Raw genomic sequence first — 24,744 nt, forward strand, 5'->3', positions numbered from 1 at the left:
AAACGTTGAAGAGGACTAGTAGCTTTAGAGTCAGTATCTACAGAGAGCCGGTGCTAGCTGGAAACCGGTGTTACTTTCTAAAGTGAACTCACCTCTGAGTGTCTGCTTGAAATGATAGTAGGGCAGACCGAGTGACATTGCTCACTCGTTACCAAAATGGACGAAAGATGTCCATGAGACGGCAGCAGGATTGCCGTGAACAAGGGTGGTACCGCGAAAAACAAAGCTTTTTCGCCCCTTTGACCTAGTGAAAAGTAGTGTCATTGTGGGGTGAGAAGGCTTTTTTATATGGTCTCATATCTCTATCTTGAATGGAAAAGGGTGAAAGGACTTGACTGAAGCAAGACAAAGAGGAGGAAATCAAATGGGGACAAATGTACAAATGGAGACGGAAAAATCAAAAGCACCACAAACGATGAACGGTGCACTCATGTTAATTGAAGCACTCAAAAGAGAAAAAGTAGAAGTCATTTTCGGCTATCCGGGCGGAGCAGTTTTGCCAATCTACGATAAAATTTACGATTCTGGTTTATTTCATGTCCTGCCAAGACATGAGCAGGGAGCGATTCACGCAGCAGAAGGATACGCAAGAGTATCTGGTAAACCGGGTGTGGTCATTGCCACATCAGGGCCGGGAGCGACAAACCTTGTGACAGGAATTGCAGATGCGATGATTGATTCACTTCCCCTTGTTGTATTCACAGGGCAGGTGGCAACGTCAGTCATTGGATCGGATGCATTCCAAGAAGCAGATGTACTCGGCATCACAATGCCAATTACAAAGCACAGCTACCAGGTAAGGAATCCAGAGGAATTACCGGGTGTCATTAAAGAGGCATTCCATATCGCAACAACAGGCAGACCTGGTCCAGTCTTGATTGATATTCCAAAAGATGTCGCAGGCATTGAAGGAAGCTTTGAATATGATCAGCCAATTGATTTACCTGGTTATCAGCCAAAAGTAGAGCCGAACTATTTGCAAATTCGCAAATTAGTAGAAGCTGTCAGCAGAGCGAAAAAACCAGTCATTCTAGCAGGAGCCGGCGTACTTCATGGCAAAGCATCTGAAGAATTAAGACAGTATGTAGAGCAACAGCAAATCCCAGTCGCTCATACACTGCTTGGACTTGGCGGATTCCCGGCAAAGCACCCTCTTTTCCTAGGGATGGCTGGTATGCATGGCACATATGCAGCGAACATGGCTCTTCATCAATGTGATCTGCTCATTTCAATCGGAGCAAGATTTGATGACAGGGTAACAGGTAACCTCAATCATTTTGCGAAACATGCGAAGGTCGCTCATATTGACATCGACCCAGCGGAAATTGGCAAGAACATTCATACCCATATCCCGGTTGTTGGAGACAGTAAGCTCGTTCTTGAAGAACTGATCAAGCAAGACGGGAAGCAAGGGGAATCAGACGAATGGAAAAATCAATTAGATCAGTGGAAGGAAGAATATCCACTCTGGTACGTTGAAAACGAAGCAGAAGGCTTTAAGCCTCAAAAGCTGATTGAATACATTCATCAATTCACAAAAGGTGAAGCCATTGTCGCAACTGATGTCGGACAGCATCAAATGTGGGCAGCGCAGTTCTATCCATTTGAAAATGCAGATAAGTGGGTCACATCTGGAGGTCTTGGCACAATGGGCTTCGGATTGCCAGCAGCCATCGGCGCTCAGCTGGCTGATCAAGAGGCAACTGTTGTGGCGATTTTAGGAGACGGAGGTTTCCAAATGACCCTGCAAGAACTTGCCGTTATCCGTGAGCTGAACCTTCCAGTCAAAGTGATTGTACTCAATAATCACAGCCTTGGAATGGTAAGACAATGGCAAGAAATTTTCTACGAAGAACGCTACTCACATTCTAAATTTTCAGAGCAGCCAGACTTCGTCAAATTATCTGAAGCTTATGGCATTAAAGGAATCAGAATCTCATCAGACGAAGAGGCGAAAGAAAAGCTTGAAGAAGCCTTAACCTCTAGAGAGCCTGTTTTCATCGATGTCAATGTAGCGCGAGATGAAAAAGTATTCCCGATGGTAGCACCGGGGAAAGGACTTCATGAGATGGTGGGGGTGAAACCTTGAAAAGAATTATTGTGTTGACTGTATTAAATCGATCAGGCGTACTGAACAGAATCACAGGCCTCTTTACTAAAAGACACTACAACATTGAAAGCATTACGGTCGGCCATTCTGAGATTCAAGATGTATCACGCATCACGTTCGTCGTCCATGTAGACCAGGAGAAAGACATCGAGCAGCTGACAAAACAGCTGAACAAACAAATCGATGTGCTGAAAGTAACAGACATTACAAACCAATCAATCGTTCAGCGAGAGCTGGCTTTGATAAAAGTCGTATCTGCACCAGCATCTAGAATGGAGATCACAGGGGTCATTGAACCGTTTAGAGCTTCTATTGTAGATGTGAGCAGAGAGAGTGTCGTCATTCAGGTGACAGGTGAGTCTTCAAAAATTGAAGCACTCATTGAATTACTTAAGCCATACGGCATTAAAGAAGTCGCCAGAACTGGCACTACGGCCTTTGCGAGAGATAATCAGCAAAAGCCGCAAACAAATAAAACAATTTCAATTGTCTAAACAAAAGGAGAGAGTCAAATGGTAAAAGTATATTATAACGGTGATATTCAAGAAAACGTATTAAATGGTCAAAAGGTAGCAATCATTGGTTACGGTTCACAAGGTCATGCACATGCATTGAACTTAAAAGAAAGCGGCGTAGATGTGATCGTCGGCGTAAGAAAAGGCGGATCTTATACAAAAGCACAAGAAGACGGCCATCAAGTATTCACAGTAAAAGAAGCAGCAGCACAAGCAGACGTCGTGATGGTACTACTTCCAGATGAGCAGCAAAAGAAAGTATATGATGAAGAAATCAAAGATCAATTAGAAGCTGGCAACTCACTTGTATTCGCACACGGATTCAACGTTCACTTCCATCAAATTGTTCCTCCAAGTGACGTAGACGTGTATCTTGTAGCTCCAAAAGGTCCAGGACATCTTGTGAGAAGAACATATGAGCAAGGCGCTGGTGTACCTGCCCTATTTGCTATCTATCAAGATGTATCTGGCCAAGCGAAAGACAAAGCACTTGCTTATGCAAAAGCGATCGGCGGAGCAAGAGCGGGCGTTCTTGAAACAACATTTAAAGAAGAAACAGAAACGGATCTATTCGGTGAGCAGGCAGTTCTTTGTGGAGGTCTTACTTCACTAGTAAAAGCAGGATTCGAAACGTTAACAGAAGCTGGTTATCAGCCAGAGCTTGCATACTTCGAGTGTCTGCATGAACTAAAATTGATCGTTGACCTTATGTATGAAGAAGGATTAGAAGGCATGAGATATTCAATCTCTGATACAGCACAATGGGGTGACTTCGTATCAGGACCACGCGTTGTGGATGCAAAAGTAAAAGAGTCAATGAAAGCTGTTTTGACTGATATCCAAAACGGAACATTTGCAAAAGAATGGATTGTTGAAAACCAAGTGAATCGTCCACGTTTCAATGCGATCAATGCAAATGAAAATGAGCACCAAATTGAAATCGTTGGTAGAAAGCTTCGTGAAATGATGCCTTTCGTTAAACAAGGAAAGAAAAAGGAAGCGGTGAGCGTCGGTGCGGAAAATTAATTTTTTTGACACAACACTTCGGGATGGAGAGCAATCACCAGGAGTGAACTTAAATGCACAAGAAAAGCTAATCATTGCAAAGCAGCTTGAGCGCCTTGGGGTTAATATCATTGAAGCGGGATTTCCCGCTTCATCCCGAGGGGATTTCTTAGGCGTACAAGAAATTGCAAGAACGATTAAAAACTGTTCTGTTGCTGGTCTTGCACGATGTGTGAAAGGTGACATTGATGCTGCATGGGAAGCATTAAAAGATGGAGTGGAGCCAAGGCTTCATGTCTTTATTGCCACTTCTGATATTCACCTGAAGCATAAACTAAAGAAAACACGTGAAGAAGTCGTAGAACAGGCTGTCGCAATGGTGAAATATGCGAAAGAACGTTTTCCAGTTGTCCAATGGTCAGCAGAAGATGCGTGCCGTACAGATCTTGCCTTCTTGGCAGAAATTGTAGAAAAGGTCATTGACGCTGGGGCGAGTGTCATTAACTTGCCAGATACAGTTGGATACCTAGCGCCAAAAGAGTACGGTAATATCTTTAAATATATGAAGGAACACGTTCCAAATATCGACCGCGTCAACTTGTCCGCTCACTGTCATGATGATTTAGGAATGGCTGTAGCAAACTCACTTGCTGCCATTGAAAATGGAGCAGATCAAATTGAAACGGCTGTCAACGGAATTGGCGAGCGCGCTGGAAATGCCGCTTTAGAAGAAATTGCAGTAGCTCTTCATATTCGAAAAGACTTTTACCAGGTCGAATCAACGATTCAATTGAATGAAATTAAGCGTACAAGTGATGTAGTGAGCAAATACTCAGGAATGATTGTGCCGCGTAATAAAGCAGTCGTTGGAAACAACGCATTTGCACATGAATCAGGTATTCACCAAGATGGTTTCCTCAAAGAAAAAACAACCTATGAAATTATTTCTCCAGAGCTTGTCGGCGTGACAACAGATGTGCTTGTCCTTGGAAAACACTCCGGAAGACACGCGTTTAAAGACCGCATGAAAACACTAGGCTTTAAACTAACGGAAGACGAAATCAATAAATTCTTTGAGACTTTCAAGAACTTGACAGAGAAGAAGAAAGAAATTACAGATGATGACTTGATCTCTATTATATTAGAAGAAAAAGTAGCAGACCGAAAAATCGGCTACGAATTTGAAAGTCTGCAAGTACACTATGGAACAGAACAAATGCCAACAGCAACAGTTTCTCTGAAAAACCAAGAAACACAGGAAGTCATTCAAGAAGCAGCTACAGGTGCAGGCAGTGTAGAGGCTGTGTACAATACGCTTGAGCGCTGTATGGAAGAAAGAATTCATTTGCTGGACTACCGCATTCAATCAAATGGAAAAGGCAGAGATGCACTAGCAGAAGTATATGTCACTGTTTCAATAGAAGGAAAAGAAACAGCAGGGCGCGGTGTAGCGCAAGATGTACTTGAAGCATCAGCAAAAGCTTACGTCAATGCAGTGAACAGACATTTAATCTTCAAATCAAATCTGATTGAAATTGAGAAACATCACGCGATCTCATAGGAAAGGAGGAAGGTTCTCATGAAAAAGAAAATTGCACTTTTGCCCGGCGATGGAATCGGACCGGAAGTCGTGACATCTGCAGTCGCAGTCCTTCAAGAGACAGCGGCTCAATTTAGGCACGAATTCGAATTTGAAACTGCGCTTATTGGCGGTATCGCAATAGATGAAAAAAATAACCCGCTTCCAAAGGAAACAGTAGATGTATGCAAAAACGCTGATGCGATTTTATTAGGAGCAGTCGGCGGACCAAAGTGGGATCAAAACCCGCCAGAGCTCCGTCCAGAAAAAGGCCTGCTCGCCATTCGTAAACAGCTGGACTTATTTGCCAACATCCGCCCTGTAAAGGTGTTCGATAGCTTAAGCGAGGCATCTCCGTTAAAACAAGATCACATTAACGGAGTTGATTTCGTCATCGTTCGTGAATTAACTGGCGGTCTCTATTTTGGTGAACCAAGCGAACGCTATACGGATGATGAAGGAAAAGAAGCTGCCGTTGATACGCTCCTTTATACAAAGGAAGAAATTGTCCGCGTATTAAAAGAAGCGTTCAACATGGCCTTAACAAGACGGAAAAAAGTGACGTCTGTGGATAAAGCGAATGTTCTTGCTTCTAGTAAACTATGGCGGGATGCAGTAGAAGAAGTTGCTGCTCAATATCCAGAAGTTGAATTTGAGCATATGCTCGTCGACAATGCTGCCATGCAGCTGATTTACAAGCCCGCTCAATTTGATGTCATTGTGACGGAGAATATGTTCGGTGATATTTTAAGTGACGAAGCTTCTATGATTACTGGATCACTCGGCATGCTGCCATCTGCTAGTTTATCAAGCACTGGCCTTCATTTATATGAGCCAATTCATGGTTCAGCACCCGATATTGCGGGGCAAAACGTTGCAAACCCTCTGGCAACCATTTTATCAGCAGCAAGCTTGCTTAGAACATCCTTTGCATTAGAAGAAGAAGCGGCTGCAATAGAAGAAGCTGTCGAAGCTGTTCTTGCCTCTGGCAAACGAACAAAAGATTTAGCAGCAAAAGAGGGAACTTATCAAACGACTGAAGAAATCACTAATGCGGTTGTAGACGCACTCAAGCAGCGCGTGCAAACCATTGTGTAAATAGAATCTTGTGGAATTAGGTAGAGGGAGGAAAAGGGTTATGCCTCGAACAATCATCGAAAAAATATGGGATCAGCATGTAGTCAAAAGCGGCGAGGGAAAACCAGACCTTTTATATATTGATCTGCACTTGGTGCATGAAGTGACATCACCTCAAGCATTTGAAGGATTAAGACAAAAAGGACGCAAGGTGAGAAGACCTCAAAACACGTTTGCGACGATGGATCACAACATCCCCACTGTGAATCGATTTGTGATCAAAGATGAGATTGCTAAAAAGCAAGTGAGTGCCTTAGAGCGCAACTGTGCGGAATTTGGCGTTCGTCTTGCTGACCTTCACAGTGTTGACCAAGGAATCGTCCATGTCGTTGGACCTGAGCTTGGATTGACACTTCCGGGGAAAACAATCGTTTGTGGAGATAGTCATACATCAACTCACGGCGCGTTTGGTGCACTTGCCTTTGGGATCGGTACTAGTGAGGTTGAACATGTACTTTCTACACAAACACTTTGGCAGCAGCGTCCGAAAACGCTAGAAATTAGAGTAGACGGAAAGCTTCAAAAAGGGGTAACCGCCAAAGATGTCATTTTAGCCGTCATTGGTGCGCACGGCGTGAAGTTCGGCTCAGGTTATGTCATTGAATACACTGGGGAAGTATTCAGAAACATGACGATGGATGAGCGGATGACCGTTTGTAATATGTCAATTGAAGCAGGCGCAAGAGCAGGATTGATTGCACCTGATGAAGTCACCTTCGAATATTGCCGCGGACGCAAATATGCACCGCAGGGTGAAGACTTCGAAGCAGCTATTAAAGAATGGGAAGAACTTAGAACAGATCCAGGTGCAACCTACGATAAAACCATTGTGTTAGATGGAAATCAGATTTCACCAATGGTTACGTGGGGAATTAACCCAGGAATGGTACTGCCTGTGGATGCATCAATCCCAGGACCTGAGGACTTTGCACAAGAAGATGATCAAAAAGAAGCAATTCGTGCTTACGAATACATGGGTGTCCACCCGCATCAGCGTATAGAAGATATTACGATTGAGCATGTCTTTATCGGCTCATGTACGAACTCAAGAATGACTGATTTACGTCAAGCTGCTTCTATGATTGAAGGACAAAAAGTAGCAGATCATGTCAGAGCGATTGTGGTGCCTGGCTCTCAAAGTGTCAAATTGCAAGCAGAAAAAGAAGGTCTTCATGAAATCTTCCTTGAAGCAGGATTTGAATGGAGAGAATCAGGCTGCAGTATGTGCCTTAGTATGAATAACGATGTGGTACCGGAGGGCGAACGCTGCGCGTCCACATCAAACCGTAACTTTGAAGGGCGTCAAGGGAAGGGTGCGAGAACGCATCTTGTCAGCCCGGCAATGGCTGCAATGGCTGCGATACATGGCCGCTTTGTCGATGTCAGGAAGTTTAATCAAGAGAAAACAGTCGTGTAAGGAGTTGTCATAGATGGAGCCTTTAGTCACTCATAAAGGGAAAGCCGCTGTGCTTAACCGGATCAATGTAGATACAGATCAAATTATTCCGAAACAATTTTTAAAAAGAATCGAACGAACAGGATATGGCCGCTTTGCCTTTTTCGACTGGCGTTATTTAGCCGATGGCAGCCCAAATCCAGATTTCGAACTAAATCAGCCGATCTATGAAGGAGCATCCATTTTGATCGCAGGAGAAAACTTTGGCTGCGGATCATCTAGGGAACATGCTCCTTGGGCGCTTGATGATTATGGCTTTAAAATTGTCATCGCACCATCATTCGCAGATATATTTCATCAAAACTGCTTTAAAAATGGGATGCTTCCGATTCGCCTTGATTATGATGTGTGGAAAACCTTCGCAGCGTCATATGAGAACAAAGGGTATGAGATGACGGTTGATCTTGAAAAACAGCAAATAGAAGATCACGAAGGGAATATCACCCCTTTTCAAGTTGACCCTCACTGGAGAGAAATGCTCCTAAATGGTTATGATGAGATTTCATTAACATTACTACTAGAAGATGACATTCAAGCATTTGAAGAAAAGCGCAGCAGCTGGCTGCGCGCTTAAGCAACGAGAAGCTGTCCGCCCGAGGTGTGACGGCTTCTTTTTTGCATGAAAACCTCTCGTTACTTGTGTTTACTAATCTTCGTTGGTAAACTGATAAAAAATATGCGCCCGAAAGGAACGTAAGCATGAAGCATGACAAGAAGAAAGATAATGTCATTTTGTTTCCTGGTCTGAAAGAAAGACTGATTGAAAAAGGAATGGCAGCATTAAAAGATAAGCAGTATCAAGAGGCGCTTCACTTGTTTTCAGAAGCTAAATCGTATGATGACGATGAAGAATCCGATATTCACCTCGGAATGGCTATTTGTTTTCTGGAGCTGGGTGAGCTGCAGGATGCAAAGCGTGTTTGTGAAAAAATGCTGCATGAAGGATATGGTCACTATTTCACTGTGCTCCAAGTGTATATGACGATCCTCATTCAGCTGAAAGAATATGAAGAAGTCAAACAGACGATTGAGGCTGTGCTTGAGGAAAACCATCTTCCGGCAGAAAGCGCGGAGCATTTTTACAAGCTGCTCGAATTTAGCAGAAAAATGATTGAATCACCTGAAGAGATTTTAGATGAAGATGAGGACGCCGGAAGTGAGGTCAACATAGATGATATGCTGAAGCGTCCGGAAGAACAGGTCCAGTTCATTCATTCATTGAAAGACCGGAATATTACACCGCATATGGGTCTATTAAATACCATATTACAAAATCCTGATGGGAACCCTTTGGTCAAATCAATGATCCTGCAGCTTCTGGCAGATCATGATGTGGCAAAACAGGTTCATGTGACAAAATTCGGTGATTCTTTAACCCTTATTCCTTCTGAGGCTGTAAAGCCAGAGCAGATGCCGCTTCTTCAGCAAGTCCTTCGTATGCTTGATGACACGCTCGGCAATGAGAATCCGACCCTTTACCAAGCTGTAGAAGAGTTATGGCGCCGGCACTTATTTGTGTTGTATCCATTTCTTCCTAAATACACAGATCCGAGTCTTTGGGCAGCGGCACTTCATAAAGTAGGCTATGAAATGCATGGGATTGAGATTGAACTCGAAGAATTGCATCTATTGTATGAATTTAACGAACGAGAGCTGAGAGAAGCTTGCACAATGCTGAAAGATATTGAAGAAATTTCTTATTTGTAATTTGTCGATTTAGTTGAAAGACGGACTTGTTATGTTATAATATAATGGTTGTATTTGTGCATATATAGTGCAGTTGTCAGATTCCAACGGTTGAAAGACGATATGTATAATCAAGTCAAATGTTGTATACATAATGCAAGCTTCTTAGCGGAGTGCGTGGTTTTTGATTGGACGAAGTCTTTATGATGCTTTAGAATGGAGCAACGCACAATCTGAATAGATTTTTGGAGGGAAACACACATGTCAGTAAAATGGGAAAAACAAGAAGGTAACGAAGGCGTACTAACTGTAGAAGTTGACGCTGAAACATTTAACAAAGCACTTGATGATGCATTTAAGAAAGTGGTTAAGCAAGTATCGATCCCTGGATTCCGTAAAGGGAAAGTACCACGTGGTCTTTTCGAGCAGCGTTTTGGTGTAGAATCTCTTTATCAAGATGCATTAGATATTCTTCTTCCGGTTGAATATCCAAAAGCAATCGACGAAGCTGGTATCGAGCCAGTTGACCGCCCTGAAATCGATGTTGAGAAAATCGAAAAAGGCGAAAACTTAATCTTCACTGCAAAAGTAACAGTGAAGCCTGAAGTAAAACTTGGTGACTACAAAGGTCTTAACGTAGAAAAAGACGACACAGCTGTTACTGATGAAGATGTACAAGAAGAGCTTAAAGGCATGCAAAACCGTCAAGCTGAGCTTGTTGTCAAAGAAGAAGGCGCAATCGAAAACGGCGATACAGTTGTTCTTGATTTCGAAGGATTCGTTGATGGAGAAGCATTCGAAGGCGGAAAAGCTGAGAACTACTCTCTTGAAGTAGGTTCTGGTTCATTCATCCCTGGTTTCGAAGAGCAATTAGTTGGTCTTGAAGCTGGCGCTGAAAAAGACGTAGAAGTTACATTCCCAGAAGAATACCATGCTGAAGACCTTGCAGGTAAACCAGCTGTATTTAAAGTGAAAATTCATGAAATCAAAGCAAAAGAACTTCCAGCACTTGACGATGAGTTCGCTAAAGATGTTGATGAAGAAGTAGAAACGCTTGCTGAGTTAACTGAAAAAACGAAGAAACGTCTTGAAGAAGCAAAAGAAAACGAAGCAGAAGGAAAACTTCGTGAAGAGCTAGTTGCGAAAGCTTCTGAAAATGCGGAAGTTGACATCCCACAAGCGATGGTTGACACTGAGCTAGACCGCATGATGAAAGAATTCGAACAACGTCTTCAAATGCAAGGAATGAACCTTGAGCTTTACTTCCAATTCTCTGGACAAGATGAAGATGCGCTGAAAGAGCAAATGAAAGAAGATGCTGCTAAACGCGTAAAATCTAACCTAACACTTGAAGCAATTGCTGCTGCAGAAAACTTACAAGTGTCTGACGAAGAAGTGGAAGAAGAACTTTCAAAAATGGCTGAAGCATACAACATGCCAATTGAAAATATCAAACAAGCGATCGGATCTACTGAAGCAATGAAAGAAGATCTAAAAGTTCGTAAAGCAATTGATTTTCTTGTAGAAAACCGTTAATATGGTGCATAATAATAAAACAGGGCGCGAGTGACTCGTGCCTTGTTTTGTACAATTTTTGACTTATCATCGCTTCTTTTGGAAACGATAGTGTAAGTCGCATCTTTCTGTCATACATATCTCAATGTGCAGTGTTAGAAACACATCGTTACCGTCTTTTAGGAAAGTATGGTAAAATGCATACATACTGGACCCAGAAAGGTAGCTGACTGTTAGCTACAGGCAAGTGAAGAAGAATAAGGGGTGAAAGAATGTTTAAATTCAACGAGGAAAAAGGTCAATTAAAATGCTCGTTTTGCGGAAAAACGCAAGATCAAGTGCGTAAACTGGTCGCAGGACCTGGCGTATATATATGTGATGAATGTATCGAGCTTTGCACGGAAATAGTTGAAGAAGAGCTCGGCACAGAGGAAGAAGTTGAATTCAAGGATGTTCCGAAGCCTCATGAAATTCGGGAGATTCTTGATGAATATGTCATCGGACAAGACAATGCGAAAAAATCCTTAGCTGTAGCGGTGTATAACCACTACAAACGGATCAATTCCAACAGCAAGATTGATGATGTTGAGCTTTCGAAAAGTAATATTTCTATGATTGGACCAACAGGAAGCGGTAAAACATTACTTGCTCAAACACTTGCACGTATTTTAAATGTGCCATTTGCGATCGCAGATGCAACATCATTAACTGAAGCGGGTTATGTTGGTGAAGACGTAGAGAATATTTTACTAAAGCTGATCCAGGCAGCGGATTATGATGTAGAAAAAGCGGAAAAAGGCATTATCTACATCGATGAGATCGATAAAGTAGCAAGAAAATCAGAAAACCCTTCTATCACTCGCGATGTATCTGGGGAAGGCGTCCAGCAAGCCCTTTTGAAAATTCTTGAAGGAACAGTCGCTAGTGTACCGCCTCAAGGTGGACGTAAGCATCCGCATCAAGAATTCATTCAAATTGATACGACGAACATCCTCTTCATTTGTGGAGGAGCCTTTGACGGGATTGAGCAAATCATCAAACGCCGCTTAGGTCAAAAAGTAATTGGATTCGGTGCGGAAAATAAAGTCGAAGATCTTGAAAAAGAAGTCCTTCTATCAAAAGTACTGCCAGAAGACTTGCTTCGCTTCGGTTTAATTCCAGAATTCATCGGTCGTCTGCCGGTTATTGCAAGCCTAGAGCCGTTAGATGAAAAAGCACTTGTAGAAATCTTGACGAAGCCTAAAAATGCGCTTGTTAAGCAATATACAAAAATGCTTGAGCTTGACGATGTAGAGCTTGAATTTGAAGAAGATGCTCTTAGCGAAATTGCGAAAAAGGCAATTGAGCGTAAAACAGGAGCTCGTGGTCTTCGCTCGATCATTGAAGGCATCATGCTTGATGTCATGTTTGACCTTCCATCTCGTGATGATATTGAAAAATGTGTCATCACTGGTGCAACGGTTGCTGATGGTGAGCCGCCGCGTCTTGTGTTAAAGGATGGCACAGTCGTCAACAAGGATACTAAAACATCTGCATAAGAGAAGTCTCGCTCCTGAATCATTTTGATTCAGGAGTTTTTTATTTATCGTGGAAGACGTGTTTATTCCGTCCAGCTCTAGGAAATACTAGCAGACAGAAACCAATACATAAGATAGATGAAGGAGGGAGCACCGATTGAGCTGGACAGGAATCGTATTATTCATACAGCTGTTCTTTGGTATCGTCATCGGGCTGTACTTTTGGAACTTACTGCGAAATCAGCGTACACAAAAGGTGACGATAGACAAAGAATCAAAGAAAGAAATGGAAGCGCTCAGAAAGATGCGGTCAATCAAGCTGAGTGAGCCTTTATCAGAGAGAGTCCGGCCAAAGGGATTTCAAGATATTGTAGGGCAGGAAGACGGCATTCGTGCTCTAAAAGCAGCGCTGTGCGGTCCAAATCCTCAGCATGTCATAGTCTACGGACCCCCGGGGGTTGGAAAAACAGCCGCTGCCCGTCTTGTTATGGAAGAAGCGAAACGTCATGCTGATTCACCGTTTAAGAAAGATGCGGTATTTGTGGAGCTCGATGCCACAACCGCAAGATTCGATGAACGTGGCATTGCAGACCCACTCATTGGCTCCGTGCATGACCCGATTTACCAAGGGGCGGGAGCAATGGGACAGGCAGGTATTCCGCAGCCAAAACAAGGAGCCGTTACGCATGCTCATGGCGGGGTTCTGTTTATCGATGAAATTGGTGAACTGCATCCGATCCAAATGAACAAAATGCTGAAAGTCCTTGAAGATCGGAAAGTATTTTTAGACAGTGCTTACTATAGTGAGGAAAACACCCAAATTCCGAATCACATTCATGATATTTTTCAAAATGGGCTTCCGGCTGATTTTCGATTGATTGGTGCTACGACAAGAACACCTGAAGAAATTCCACCAGCGATTCGATCGAGGTGCTTAGAAATTTTCTTTAAGGACCTTGACCAGCATGAACTGAAAATTGTCGCTGCTAAGGCTGTCCAGAAAATCCAAAAGGAATTATGTGATGAAGGGCTGAACTTGTTAACCTCTTATGTGAAAAATGGCCGTGAAGCAGTCAATATGGTGCAGATCGCCGCTGGAATGGCCGTCACGGAAAACAGAAAAGACATCACGATCGCCGATGTCGAGTGGGTCATTCACTCAAGCCAGCTGACACCAAGATATGAACAAAAAGTACCGGAAAAGCCAAAAGTCGGTGTAGTGAATGGTCTGGCAGTCTACGGACCAAACAGCGGTGCCTTGCTCGAGATTGAAGTGAATATATGTAAGGCACTCGAAAAAGGAAGTATCAACATTACAGGCATTGCAGAAGAAGAAAGCATTGGCAGTCAGTCTAAATCTATTCGACGAAAAAGTATGGCAAAAGGATCTGTTGAAAATGTATTAACAGTGCTGAGAAACTTAGGGATACGGACAAATGAATATGACATCCATATTAATTTTCCAGGCGGTGCCCCTATTGATGGACCGTCTGCTGGGATTGCCATGGCGGCAGCGATTTTCTCTGCCATTCATCAAATCCCGATTGATCATCTGACAGCAATGACAGGTGAAATCGGATTGCAGGGTCAGGTGAAGCCGATCGGCGGTGTAATACCGAAGATTAAGGCGGCGAAACAAGCTGGTGCCACAACTGTGATTATTCCTTATGACAACCAGCAGTCGATCTTAAAAGAGATTGAAGGCGTCACCATTGTGCCTGTGAAGCACTTCCAAGAGGTGCTGGATCACTGTTTGGTCAACCCTCCAGACGAGAAGAAAGATGGACTAGAAGAGGAAATGAAAAGAAAATCTGTTTAATCCCCATCACATATGGGGATTTTTTAGTGAAATAGATCTTTTTTTCTTTTTCAAGATAAAAAGAAAGGGTATACTACGGTAAGATCATCATTTCTCAAGTCTTTTACATTGTACAAGACTGAAACAGGTATATTATAATGATTCATACTAGTGACGGAGGTGTCAATCAACATGGCAGATGAAATCAAAAAGAATGTTCCGCTCCTCCCATTGCGAGGCTTGCTTGTTTATCCAACAATGGTCTTGCATTTGGACGTTGGACGCGAGAAGTCTGTTCAAGCATTAGAACAGGCGATGATGAACGATCATATGATTTTTCTAGCAACACAGCGGGAAATTTCAATAGATGAACCAGGTGAAGAGGAAATTTTCAAAGTCGGCACCTACACAAAAATCAAACAAATGCTGAAGCTGCCGAATGGAACGATTCGTGTACTCGTTGAAGGCTTAAATCGAGCGCAGATCGAGTCATATGTGGAGCTTGAGGACTATACGTCCGTCGATATTAAAGAATTGGCAGAAGAAGAGTTAAAGGACGCAGAAGCAGAAGCACTCATGCGCACTTTGTTAGATCACTTTGATCAGTACATAAAAATTTCAAAAAAAATCTCAGCTGAAACATATGCAACGGTGACGGATATTGAGGAACCGGGGAGAATGGCAGATATCGTCGCTTCTCACCTGCCGCTCAAATTAAAGGACAAACAAGAAGTACTGGAAACAGTGGATGTCAAAAAACGTCTGAATCGTGTCATCAGCTTAATCCACAATGAAAAAGAAGTGCTGGAAATTGAAAAGAAAATTGGCCAGCGCGTCAAACGTTCAATGGAACGAACGCAAAAAGAATATTATTTGCGTGAACAAATGAAAGCCATTCAAAAGGAGCTTGGAGACAAGGAAGGAAAAACAGGCGAAGTCAGTTCATTAATGTCTAAAATCGAAGAGTCCAGCATGCCGGATTCTGTTCGTGAAACGGCGCTAAAAGAATTGAACCGTTATGAAAAAATTCCTTCAAGCTCTGCGGAGAGCTCTGTCATTCGAAATTATATTGATTGGCTGATTAATCTTCCATGGGGCATCTATACAGAAGATCGTCTAGATTTAAAGCTTGCAAGTGAAATTTTAGATGATGAGCATCATGGACTGGAAAAAGTCAAAGAACGTGTACTTGAATACCTTGCTGTACAGAAGCTGACCAATTCATTAAAAGGACCGATTCTTTGCTTAGCAGGACCTCCTGGGGTAGGGAAAACGTCACTTGCCAAATCGATTGCTAAATCACTTGACCGAAAGTTTATCCGTATCTCTCTTGGCGGGGTGCGTGATGAATCTGAAATTCGCGGACATAGAAGAACATATGTAGGGGCGATGCCAGGCCGTATCATTCGTGGGATGAGTAAGGCAGGCACAATGAATCCAGTGTTTCTTTTAGATGAAATCGATAAGATGTCCTCTGATTTTAGAGGTGATCCGTCTTCTGCGATGCTTGAAGTGCTGGATCCAGAGCAAAATCACAACTTTAGCGATCACTATATTGAAGAGACATTTGATTTATCACAGGTGTTATTTATTGCCACTGCCAACAATTTAGCAACCATTCCAGGTCCACTTCGTGATAGAATGGAGATTATCACGATTGCAGGGTATACAGAGGTTGAAAAAGCAGAGATTGTGAAAGATCATCTTCTGCCGAAGCAGCTAAAGGAGCACGGATTAAAGAAAGGGAACTTGCAGCTTCGTGAAGCAGCGATTTATGATATGATTCGCTATTACACAAGAGAAGCAGGAGTTCGTGGATTAGAGCGTCAGCTTGCAGCCATTTGCCGAAAAGCGGCAAGAGCGATTGTGGCTGAAGACCGCAAGCGCATCACAGTGACGGAAAAGAACTTATCTGAATTTCTCGGAAAAAGACTTTACCGTTATGGTCAGGCTGAAACGACAGACCAAGTCGGGGTTGTCACAGGACTTGCGTATACGACAGTTGGCGGAGACACCTTATCCATTGAGGTATCACTTTCTCCTGGTAAAGGCAAGCTCTTGTTAACAGGTAAGCTTGGTGATGTCATGAGAGAATCTGCACAGGCGGCATTCAGTTATATTCGTTCCAAAGCAGATGAACTGAACATTGATCCTAATTTTAATGAAAAGCACGATATTCATATCCATGTTCCAGAGGGTGCGGTTCCAAAGGACGGGCCATCAGCTGGTATCACCATTGCGACGGCTCTTGTATCAGCACTCACAGGACGTCCTGTATCAAAAGAGGTTGGTATGACAGGAGAGATAACGTTAAGAGGAAGAGTGCTTCCGATTGGCGGACTAAAAGAAAAAGCATTAGGCGCACATCGTGCAGGATTGAAAACCATCATTCTTCCAAAGGACAATGAGAAGGATATTGATGATATTCCTGAAAGTGTGAGAGAAGGACTAACCTTTATTCCGGTCTCACATTTAGATGAGGTGCTTGAGAAAGCGTTGGTAGGAGAGGGAAGATGAAAGTAACAAAATCAGATATCGTCATTAGTGCGGTGAAACCAGAGCAGTACCCGAGCGGCGGACTGCCTGAAATCGCGCTTGCTGGACGATCAAATGTTGGAAAGTCCTCGTTCATCAACTCATTGATTAATCGTAAAAATTTAGCGCGTACGTCTTCTAAACCAGGTAAGACCCAGACGCTTAATTTCTACATTATTAATGATATGCTCCATTTTGTGGACGTTCCGGGCTACGGTTTTGCCAAAGTATCAAAAACAGAGCGCGAAGCCTGGGGTAGAATGATCGAAACGTATATTACAATGCGTGAAGAATTAAAAGCAGTCGTCCAAATTGTGGACCTGCGCCATAAGCCATCAGTAGATGATGTGAACATGTATGAATTCCTTAAATATTACGGAGTTCCCGTGATCGTCATCGCAACAAAAGCGGATAAAATTCCAAAAGGTAAATGGGAAAAACATGCGAAAGTCGTCAAACAGACGCTCGACATTGACCCATCAGATGAACTCATCTTATTCTCTTCTGAAACAAAAAAGGGAAAAGATGAAGCCTGGAATGCGATCCTTGCGAAGGTAAACGGCTAAAAAAAGGCATCTGCGATGAGCAGATGCTTTTTTATCTTTGTCTTCTTTTCGGCGTGATAAGAAAACCCTTGAAGTCTAGAAAGGACGAGTACTGGCGCGGAGCGAATTTGCTATTCGTGAGCACCAGCACGCAGGACTGACACCGAATGCGAGGGTTTGTTTTTACGCTGAAGGCATCTGCCATGAGCAGATGCCTTTTTTATTGTATAAGTTATTTCCTTTTTAAAAATAATAAGAGGAGACTGATAGCAATCAGTACATAAGGCCAGTACAATTCAAAGCCGGAAGTAGGGATCGAAAGGGAACTTAGCTGTTTTGTAATTTGCTGAAAGAAATAAAGGAACAAACCGAGTGCGATCAGCACAACACTTTCAATTCGATATTCTTTTTTCTGAGATGATTTCACAAAGAGTGCAAGTCCTACGATGAACACAATCATTGTAAATGTGTCTGGCCAGTGGTCCAATTTAGGCTGTAGAATAAAGTGTAGCGAAAGGCCTGTCATGAGCATACCGATAAACACATGAGCGCTTTCTTGCTCCTTTTTTCCTTGATATAAGAACGCGAGGCCAAAAAGCAGTATAAGTGTATACCATTTCTCTTGATCCTTCCAAATGTCAAATTGACCTCCTGAGAGAATGGCATATAGCGCTACAGCCAATAAAGTGAGCGGCAGCAAAATGGATTTCTTCTTCAAAGATGTCACCTTCTTTTAAGCAGATCATTTGTCCGCACGCGCCAAATCTGGTAAATTGCTTGAAGTGATGATCTGGCATAATTGGTGTCGAACATTTTTCTACTATATCACAACATTTTTGAAATCTGTTCACAATTTTTATCCAGTTAAAAATGAATATATGTTATAATCATTATAAATAATAAATTCTATATTGTAATTATTATAAATTAGACAGGGCGTTGGGGGTGCAAGCTGAAGTTATGCATATTCTTGTTGTGGGTTTAGATTATAAAACAGCCCCTGTTGAGATACGGGAACAGCTGAGCTTTGAACCGAGTGAGCTCGGAACAGCGATGTCCAAGCTTAAAGAAGAAAAAAGCATTCTAGAGAATATCGTCATCTCAACATGTAATCGAACAGAGATCTACGCAGTAGTAGATCAGCTTCATACTGGACGGTTTTATATAAAAAGATTTTTAGCCGATTGGTTCGGTTTAGAAAAGGAAGATGTCTCTCCATATTTGAAGTTCTATGAAAACGATGGAGCGGTTGAGCATTTATTCCGTGTGGCTTGTGGACTTGATTCCATGGTCATTGGTGAAACGCAGATACTCGGTCAAGTACGTTCCAGCTTTAAAGTAGCTCAAGAGGAGAAGACCATTGGTACCGTTTTCAATTATTTATTTAAACAGGCGGTAACCGTTGCAAAGCGCTCTCATGCGGAAACGGATATTGCGTCTAATGCCGTATCTGTCAGCTATGCAGCTGTTGAGCTTGCCAAAAAAATCTTTGGACGTCTTTCTGATAAGCATGTCCTGATTCTTGGTGCGGGCAAAATGGGCGAACTGGCAGCTCAAAACCTTCAAGGTCAAGGAATTGGCCAAGTAACGGTCATCAACCGAACGTTTGAGAAGGCAAAGGAATTGGCCGGTCGTTTTTCAGGAGAGCCTAAGAGCTTAAACCAATTAGAAAAAACATTATCCGAAGCGGACATTTTAATTAGCTCAACGGGTGCGAAACAATTTGTCATTACAAAAGAAATGGTCGAAAGTGCGAATAAAAAGCGGAAGGGCAGACCTCTATTTATGGTAGATATTGCTGTACCCCGTGATTTAGATCCAGCCATTTCTGAAGTAGAAGGTGCTTTTTTGTATGACATTGATGACCTTGAAGGCATCGTGGCTGCTAACTTAAAAGAGCGCCGTGCAGTGGCTGAGCAGGTTGAGCTCCTGATTGAAGCAGAAATTGTAGAATTTAAGCAATGGCTGAATACGTTAGGTGTTGTTCCAGTCATTTCTGCACTTAGAGAAAAGGCACTCACAATTCAAGCCGATACGATGCAGAGTATTGAGCGGAAGCTTCCAAACCTCACAAACCGTGAAATGAAGCTGTTAAATAAACATACGAAAAGCATCATCAACCAAATGCTGAAAGATCCTATCTTAAAGGCAAAAGAAATTGCCGCGGAGCCAAATGCAGAGGAAAAGCTTTTACTCTTTAAAGAAATCTTTGATTTACAGGTTGAAGATGAAGAGCAAAAGGTCGAGCCGATGCAGGTGGAGCAAGGGGCATTTCAGCTGTTCAAACCAAATATGGCACAAGGCTTTGCTACAGTTGCCAGTGAGTGATTAAGCGATGATGGAATCCATTGTAGCGAGACTCAATGAAGCAACGATCTTAATCTATGCACTAAGTGTCTTGTTCTATTTCATAGATTTTCTTCAACACAACCGGAAGGCTGGAAAAATGGCTTTCTGGTTGCTTTCTATTGTCTGGCTGCTGCAAACAGTCTACATGTTCTATATTATGATGGAAACAGACCGATTCCCTGTGTTGAATGTAGCAGAGGGGTTATATTTTTATACGTGGGTGCTTGTGACACTTTCGCTTGTGCTCACAAAGATATTGCGCGTTGAATTTATTGTCTTTTTTACAAATGTGATCGGTTTTTCCATGATGGCGATTCACACCTTTACACCATCTGACCTCCATTCAGCAGAACTAACGGGGAAGCTGACGAGTGAACTGCTCGTGATTCATATTACGATGGCAATTTTATCCTACGGTGCCTTTTCACTTTCATTTGCGTTTTCACTGCTTTATCTCTTTCAATATCGTTTGCTGAAAAAGAAAAAATGGGGAAAATGGCTTCTGAGAATTGAAGACTTATCAAAGCTGGATCATATGGCGTACGTATTAAACATTATTGGTGTGCCTATGCTCTTGCTTAGTTTAATTCTTGGCATCATATGGGCATATATTTCGTATGATACGTTGTACTGGACAGATGCAAAGGTGCTTGGTTCGTTTATTATGCTGTTTTTATATGGCTTTTACTTATATATCAGATTGGTGAGAAATATGCAGGGCAAAATCGTGGCATTTTGGAATGTCGCTTCATTTCTTGTGCTGATGATCAATTATTTTCTGCTTGGTAGCTTATCAACCTTTCATTGGTTTCAATAATGATGAGTCTTAAAGGCATTGTCGGGAGGAAGACGTATTGCGTACAATTAAAGTAGGTTCTAGACGAAGTAAGCTGGCAATTACACAAACAAAATGGGTCATTCAAAAGCTGTCTGAACTAAACCCTTCTTATTCTTTTGAAATAAAAGAAATTGTGACAAAGGGTGATCAAATTTTAGATGTGACTTTATCTAAGGTTGGCGGAAAAGGACTGTTTGTTAAAGAGATCGAGCAGGCGATGCTGAATCATGATATCGATATGGCGGTGCACAGCATGAAGGATATGCCGGCTGCTCTTCCAGAAGGTTTAGTTATTGGCTGTATTCCTGAGCGTGAAGATGTGCGGGATGCACTTATTTCGAAGGATCATCTAAGTCTCAGCGAACTGCCTAAGGGCGCAATTGTAGGAACAAGCAGCTTACGGCGCAGCGCCCAGCTTCTTCAGGAAAGACCAGATCTTGAGATTAAATGGATTCGAGGAAACATTGATACGAGATTGGAAAAGCTGAAAAATGAAGAGTATGATGCCATTATTCTAGCGGCTGCCGGTCTGTCCAGAATGGGATGGAGCAAAGAGGTCGTGTCGGAATTTTTATCTCCTGAGACTTGCCTTCCTGCCGTTGGACAAGGCGCGCTATCGATTGAGTGCCGCGGGGATGATGAAGAACTGCTTAAGCTTCTCGCCCAATTTACGAATGAATATACGAAGAAAACGGTCCTTGCAGAAAGAGCCTTCCTCAAACAAATGGATGGAAGCTGTCAGGTGCCGATCGCTGGCTATGCAACGATGAATGAGCATAACGAAATTGAACTAACAGGTCTTGTTGCATCTGCTGATGGGCACACGATTATTCGAGAAACCGTCACAGGCACTGACCCTGAAGCTATTGGAACAGCGTGTGCGAAGCAGATGGCCGATAAGGGAGCAAAGGATTTGATCGACAAGGTGAAAAAGGATCTGTCTCAATGAGCATAGGCAAATCGCTTCACGGACAGACGGTGCTTGTCACTCGAAATGAACGTCAAGCGGGCGTGTTTCAGCAAAAGATCGAAGCGCTGAACGGTCATGCGGTTTTAACCTCTCTTATTCGGTTTGAGCCTACGCTCACAAAAGAAAAAGCGCAGGCCTTTTTAAAGGACTTACAAAATAGCCACTGGCTTGTTTTCACGAGTGTGAATGGTGCGTCTTTTTTTCTGAATTACATAAAAGACCATCATTTACATAAGAGCTTAACCCATTTGAAAGTGGCTGCTGTAGGAGAGAAAACCTCTGCCTATCTTGAGCAGCACGGCTTGAAGGTGGATGTGGTGCCAGAACGATTTATAGCGGAAGAACTGGCAGATGCATTACTTGACCATGTACGCCCAGGAGAGCGTGTGTTTGTAGCGAAAGGGCATCTGTCACGAGATGTGGTCAAAGAGACCCTCATTCCGCTCGGCATAGAGGTAAAAGAATGGATTTTATATGAAACAGTCAAGGATGAGGAAGGAATTGCTGCTCTTAAATCGGCAATGACGAAGCAATCATTTGATTTTATTACATTTACGAGCTCATCCACTGTTCATTCTTTTATGCATGTGATGGAAGCAGATGCAGCGAAGCTTGCTGCATCTGACACCTGTTTTGTGACGATCGGTCCTCTGACAAAAGAGGCACTGCTTCAATACGGGATTTCTTCAGAAACCCCAGATACTTATACGATAGACGGAATGCTTGATTTAATGTGCCGTTTATCTGAAAGGAAGTTGAACCATTGATGAAATTTAACAGACACCGCAGATTGCGGACAAGCGCAGGAATGAGAGAATTAGTCAGAGAAACCTTTTTAAGACCATCTGATTTCATTTACCCGATCTTTTTTGTAGAGGGAGAAAATGTCCGAAAAGAAGTCTCTTCAATGCCAGGTGTATATCACATTTCTGTAGATCTTGTGAAAGAAGAAGTCCAAGAGCTTGTTGATCTTGGCATCAAATCAATCATTGTATTTGGTGTGCCAGATCATAAAGATCATGTAGGCAGTGAGGCGTATCACGATCACGGCATTGTTCAAAGAGCAACGCTTGAGATCAAAAAGCATTTCCCAGAGCTCGTGGTTATTGCAGACACTTGCTTATGCCAATATACAGATCACGGACATTGCGGAATCGTTGAAGATGGAGAAATCTTAAATGATGAATCTCTTCAGCTATTAGCGAAAACTGCTGTCAGCCAAGCGCGTGCAGGTGCAGATATCATCGCGCCTTCAAATATGATGGACGGATTTGTTGTTGCCATTCGTGAGGCACTTGATGAAGCAGGCTTTATTCATGTACCTGTCATGTCATATGCGGTGAAATATGCAAGTGCTTTTTACGGTCCGTTTCGTGATGCGGCACATAGTACACCGCAGTTTGGAGATCGTAAAACATATCAAATGGACCCTGCAAACCGTTTAGAGGCTCTAAGAGAAGCGCAATCTGATGTAGAAGAGGGAGCTGACTTCTTAATTGTCAAACCATCCCTTTCTTACTTAGACATTATGCGTGATGTGAAAAATGAATTTACACTCCCTGTTGTTGCTTACAATGTGAGCGGAGAGTATGCAATGGTGAAAGCCGCTGCTCAAAATGGCTGGATTTCTGAAAAAGAGCTTGTTCTTGAAATGCTGACAAGCATGAAACGTGCAGGAGCAGAACTCATCATTACGTATCATGCAAAAGATGCAGCAAAATGGCTCTCAGAATAAAGAACGGATAGACAGGAGGACGTTGAAATGGGACGTAGCTATGAAAAATCAAAGCAAGCATTTGAAGAAGCACAGCATTTAATGCCTGGTGGTGTCAACAGCCCTGTGCGTGCATTTAAATCAGTCAACACAGACCCAATTTTTATGGAACGAGGCAAAGGCGCCAAGATCTATGATATTGATGGAAATGAATACATCGATTATGTCTTATCATGGGGACCGCTTATTTTAGGACATACGAATGACCGTGTCGTTGAAAGCATTCAGCGAGTAGCGGAAAATGGGACAAGCTTCGGTGCTTCTACGTTAGTTGAAAATGAATTAGCTAAACTTGTATCAGAACGGGTTCCTTCCATCGAAGTTATTCGCATGGTCAGCTCTGGTACAGAGGCGACGATGAGTGCACTTCGTCTAGCTCGTGGTTTTACAGGCAGAAATAAAATTGTGAAATTTGAAGGCTGCTATCATGGCCACGGTGATTCTTTGCTCATTAAAGCGGGTTCTGGAGTAGCAACGCTTGGACTGCCGGATAGTCCTGGTGTTCCTGAAGGGACTGCAAGTAACACAATCACAGTGCCGTACAATGATTTAGAAAGTATTCAAGTTGCTTTTCAAGAATTCGGAGATGATATCGCTGGTGTTATTGTAGAGCCGGTCGCAGGAAATATGGGGGTTGTCCCTCCGCAAGAAGGTTTCTTGCAAGGACTAAGAGACATCACGGAGCAATATGGATCACTGCTTATTTTTGATGAGGTCATGACAGGCTTCCGTGTGGATTATCACTGCGCGCAAGGCTATTTTGGCATCACACCTGATCTGACGTGCCTTGGTAAAGTCATTGGCGGCGGTCTTCCGGTCGGTGCTTATGGCGGAAGAGCGGATATTATGAGACAAATTGCGCCAAGTGGTCCAATTTATCAAGCAGGAACGTTATCTGGTAACCCTCTTGCGATGACAGCAGGCTTAGAAACCTTAAAACAGCTGACACCTGAGTCTTATGAAGAGTTTAAACGAAAAGGTGACCGTTTAGAAGAAGGCATTTCGAAAGCGGCAAAAGCATACGGAATTCCATTAACGTTTAACCGTGCGGGTTCCATGATCGGATTCTTCTTTACAAATGAAGAAGTGATCAATTATGACAAAGCGAAAACAGCTGATCTTGCTTTATTCGCTGAATTTTACAAGGAAATGGCCGATCACGGCATCTTCCTCCCGCCTTCTCAATTTGAAGGACTATTCCTGTCAACAGCTCATACAGATGAAGACATCGAATATACGATTGAGACAGTGGAAAAGGTTTTTCAAAAACTACGTCGATAAAACAAAAGGCCGATATGGAGACATATCGGCTTTTTTGCATTAGAGAAAACCAATCATATTTTCACTACCTCCCTCATACAACTGTATTGACATCTAATTTTATTTTTTAAGGATTAGATGAAAGGAGGACACCG

General features: G+C 42.7%; 20 protein-coding genes and 1 other annotated feature (1 of these 21 running past the window's edge). Of the genes, 19 read left to right on the top strand and 1 reads right to left on the bottom strand.

Going from position 1 to position 24,744, the window contains the following annotated elements:
* Nucleotides 1–242, top strand: a binding site (T-box leader) (it extends 4 nt beyond the left edge of the window).
* Nucleotides 243–364: 122 nt separating this feature from the next.
* From ilvB to yihA, 13 genes are all read left to right on the top strand, one after another.
* Complete coding sequence (gene ilvB, locus JJ692_RS08410; protein ID WP_197172628.1) at nt 365–2,089, top strand: acetolactate synthase large subunit; 1,725 nt, start codon at nt 365–367, stop codon at nt 2,087–2,089.
* Complete coding sequence (gene ilvN, locus JJ692_RS08415; RefSeq protein ID WP_007501584.1) at nt 2,086–2,604, top strand: acetolactate synthase small subunit; 519 nt, start codon at nt 2,086–2,088, stop codon at nt 2,602–2,604. Before ilvB ends, ilvN begins: the two co-directional genes overlap by 4 nt.
* A gap of 18 nt (nt 2,605–2,622) precedes the next feature.
* The gene (gene ilvC / locus JJ692_RS08420; RefSeq protein ID WP_024423187.1) at nt 2,623–3,651 is read left to right on the top strand and encodes a ketol-acid reductoisomerase; all 1,029 of its coding nucleotides are present in this window, start codon (nt 2,623–2,625) and stop codon (nt 3,649–3,651) included.
* Nucleotides 3,638–5,191 (top strand): 2-isopropylmalate synthase, encoded by a 1,554-nt coding sequence (locus JJ692_RS08425; protein WP_024423186.1) that lies wholly within the window; start codon nt 3,638–3,640, stop codon nt 5,189–5,191. The genes ilvC and JJ692_RS08425 overlap by 14 nt, the downstream gene beginning before the upstream one ends.
* A gap of 18 nt (nt 5,192–5,209) precedes the next feature.
* Nucleotides 5,210–6,307: a 3-isopropylmalate dehydrogenase gene (gene leuB, locus JJ692_RS08430; protein WP_206534410.1), complete on the top strand. Its 1,098-nt coding sequence runs from the start codon at nt 5,210–5,212 to the stop codon at nt 6,305–6,307.
* A gap of 40 nt (nt 6,308–6,347) precedes the next feature.
* Entirely contained in the window at nt 6,348–7,763 is a 1,416-nt protein-coding gene (leuC, locus tag JJ692_RS08435) for a 3-isopropylmalate dehydratase large subunit (RefSeq protein WP_025092482.1), read from the top strand.
* Between the two features lie 13 nt (nt 7,764–7,776).
* Nucleotides 7,777–8,376, top strand: coding sequence for a 3-isopropylmalate dehydratase small subunit (leuD, locus tag JJ692_RS08440; RefSeq protein ID WP_024423183.1), 600 nt, complete (start codon nt 7,777–7,779; stop codon nt 8,374–8,376).
* A gap of 125 nt (nt 8,377–8,501) precedes the next feature.
* The gene (gene ddcA, locus JJ692_RS08445; RefSeq protein ID WP_133744265.1) at nt 8,502–9,509 is read left to right on the top strand and encodes a DNA damage checkpoint antagonist DdcA; all 1,008 of its coding nucleotides are present in this window, start codon (nt 8,502–8,504) and stop codon (nt 9,507–9,509) included.
* Between the two features lie 240 nt (nt 9,510–9,749).
* Nucleotides 9,750–11,024 carry a trigger factor gene (gene tig / locus JJ692_RS08450; RefSeq protein WP_024423181.1) on the top strand — a complete coding sequence of 425 codons (1,275 nt, stop codon included), beginning with the start codon at nt 9,750–9,752 and terminating at the stop codon, nt 11,022–11,024.
* Nucleotides 11,025–11,275: 251 nt separating this feature from the next.
* The gene (gene clpX, locus JJ692_RS08455; protein WP_024423180.1) at nt 11,276–12,541 is read left to right on the top strand and encodes an ATP-dependent protease ATP-binding subunit ClpX; all 1,266 of its coding nucleotides are present in this window, start codon (nt 11,276–11,278) and stop codon (nt 12,539–12,541) included.
* 136 nt (nt 12,542–12,677) lie between these two features.
* Nucleotides 12,678–14,339: an ATP-dependent protease LonB gene (gene lonB, locus JJ692_RS08460; RefSeq protein ID WP_073206715.1), complete on the top strand. Its 1,662-nt coding sequence runs from the start codon at nt 12,678–12,680 to the stop codon at nt 14,337–14,339.
* A gap of 171 nt (nt 14,340–14,510) precedes the next feature.
* Nucleotides 14,511–16,835: an endopeptidase La gene (gene lon / locus JJ692_RS08465; protein WP_044331485.1), complete on the top strand. Its 2,325-nt coding sequence runs from the start codon at nt 14,511–14,513 to the stop codon at nt 16,833–16,835.
* Complete coding sequence (gene yihA, locus JJ692_RS08470; RefSeq protein ID WP_024423177.1) at nt 16,832–17,419, top strand: ribosome biogenesis GTP-binding protein YihA/YsxC; 588 nt, start codon at nt 16,832–16,834, stop codon at nt 17,417–17,419. Before lon ends, yihA begins: the two co-directional genes overlap by 4 nt.
* Before the next feature lie 211 nt (nt 17,420–17,630).
* Here yihA and JJ692_RS08475 read toward each other — a convergent pair whose 3' ends face one another.
* On the bottom strand, nt 17,631–18,116 hold the full coding sequence (locus tag JJ692_RS08475; RefSeq protein ID WP_206534411.1) for a hypothetical protein: 486 nt from the start codon (nt 18,114–18,116) through the stop codon (nt 17,631–17,633).
* A gap of 242 nt (nt 18,117–18,358) precedes the next feature.
* Between JJ692_RS08475 and hemA the strand changes: the two genes are divergently transcribed.
* Genes hemA through hemL form a run of 6 tightly spaced genes read left to right on the top strand, consistent with a single transcriptional unit; the run spans nt 18,359 to nt 24,610 of the window.
* Complete coding sequence (gene hemA / locus JJ692_RS08480) at nt 18,359–19,726, top strand: glutamyl-tRNA reductase (protein ID WP_151040191.1); 1,368 nt, start codon at nt 18,359–18,361, stop codon at nt 19,724–19,726.
* Between the two features lie 7 nt (nt 19,727–19,733).
* The gene (locus JJ692_RS08485; RefSeq protein WP_039180413.1) at nt 19,734–20,564 is read left to right on the top strand and encodes a cytochrome c biogenesis protein; all 831 of its coding nucleotides are present in this window, start codon (nt 19,734–19,736) and stop codon (nt 20,562–20,564) included.
* 37 nt (nt 20,565–20,601) lie between these two features.
* On the top strand, nt 20,602–21,534 hold the full coding sequence (hemC, locus tag JJ692_RS08490) for a hydroxymethylbilane synthase (RefSeq protein ID WP_024423173.1): 933 nt from the start codon (nt 20,602–20,604) through the stop codon (nt 21,532–21,534).
* Nucleotides 21,531–22,322: a uroporphyrinogen-III synthase gene (locus JJ692_RS08495; RefSeq protein ID WP_044331498.1), complete on the top strand. Its 792-nt coding sequence runs from the start codon at nt 21,531–21,533 to the stop codon at nt 22,320–22,322. The genes hemC and JJ692_RS08495 overlap by 4 nt, the downstream gene beginning before the upstream one ends.
* On the top strand, nt 22,322–23,290 hold the full coding sequence (gene hemB, locus JJ692_RS08500) for a porphobilinogen synthase (protein WP_029706177.1): 969 nt from the start codon (nt 22,322–22,324) through the stop codon (nt 23,288–23,290). Before JJ692_RS08495 ends, hemB begins: the two co-directional genes overlap by 1 nt.
* A gap of 27 nt (nt 23,291–23,317) precedes the next feature.
* Nucleotides 23,318–24,610, top strand: a complete 1,293-nt coding sequence (gene hemL / locus JJ692_RS08505) for a glutamate-1-semialdehyde 2,1-aminomutase (RefSeq protein WP_039180405.1) — start codon at nt 23,318–23,320, stop codon at nt 24,608–24,610.
* Nucleotides 24,611–24,744 lie beyond the last annotated feature (134 nt).

The sequence above is a fragment of the Bacillus sp. 3a genome (genome assembly GCF_017161885.1).
GTDB lineage: Bacteria > Bacillota > Bacilli > Bacillales > Bacillaceae > Bacillus > Bacillus safensis.